The following is an 882-nucleotide window of genomic DNA, read 5'->3' on the forward strand; positions in this document are numbered from 1 at the left end:
CCGCTGGTCACCCCCGCGGTGCTGGCCGCGATCGCGGTGGGCCTGGCCACGGCGGCCATCCCGCCGAGCTGGTGGGCCGGCACGCGGGCCCGGTTCGCCCGGGTGAGCCTCGGCCCGCAGATCGCCCTGCTGACCGTCTCGATGATGGTCATCTACGCGGTCGTCGGACAACAGGACGTCGCGCCCTTCATCTACTTCCGCTTCTGACCAGTGCCCGACCAGTCGGCTGCTCCATCATCAACAACAGACGTCTTGAGATCGAAGTCGATCTTGGCATCAACTGGGGTCTGCTCGCCGTCGACCGCTGACCGACGACGCGTGCGACGCGTGCGACGCCGCGGACGGCCCGCCGGGCCGTGGGGCCGATGAGGCCGATGGGGCCGATGAGGCGAGATGAATCACCTAAGGTAATCGACGCACCGCAGAAAGATGAGGTCGGTTCCACTCCCCCAGCCGTCGACGGAGCCCGCGACCATGACCGAGCGCGACGACACGGTGGTGACCCGGACGCCGACGTCCGCACCCACCACCGCGCCTCCACCCGCCGCGGCACCGCACCCACCGGCCGGGCGGGAGGTGCCGGTCCGGTCACAGCCGCGCCATCGCACCCGCCCGCCACGGGTTGGAGCGGACGCTGTCCCGGCGCGGCGCGCCCTGCTGCTGGTCGTCGCCGTGCTGGGGCTGCTCGCCGCGCTGCGCGCCCCCGCCATGGTCCATACCGGCGAGGGCATGCGTCCGGGGCTCACCCGCACGCTCGTGCTGAGCGCGGCGCGGCCGATCGAGCGAGCGACGCACACGGTGCGCCTGGACGCGCCGGACCGGTGGCTGACCCGCGCCTTCGGCCACGGGACCGGTCCGCGCGGCGGCGACTCGGAGCTGGCG

2 pseudogenes are annotated in these 882 nt (G+C 73.2%); both read left to right on the top strand.

Features of this window, described 5'->3' with window-relative positions:
• Positions 1-207 (top strand): annotated as a pseudogene (locus ND748_RS32960) (MBOAT family protein); the annotation flags it as partial.
• A gap of 267 nt (positions 208-474) precedes the next feature.
• A pseudogene (locus tag ND748_RS32965) lies at positions 475-882 on the top strand (DUF459 domain-containing protein); the annotation flags it as partial.

Origin of the sequence: Frankia sp. AiPs1 (assembly GCF_023716945.1) — a bacterium.
Classification (GTDB): Bacteria; Actinomycetota; Actinomycetes; order Frankiales; family Frankiaceae; genus Frankia.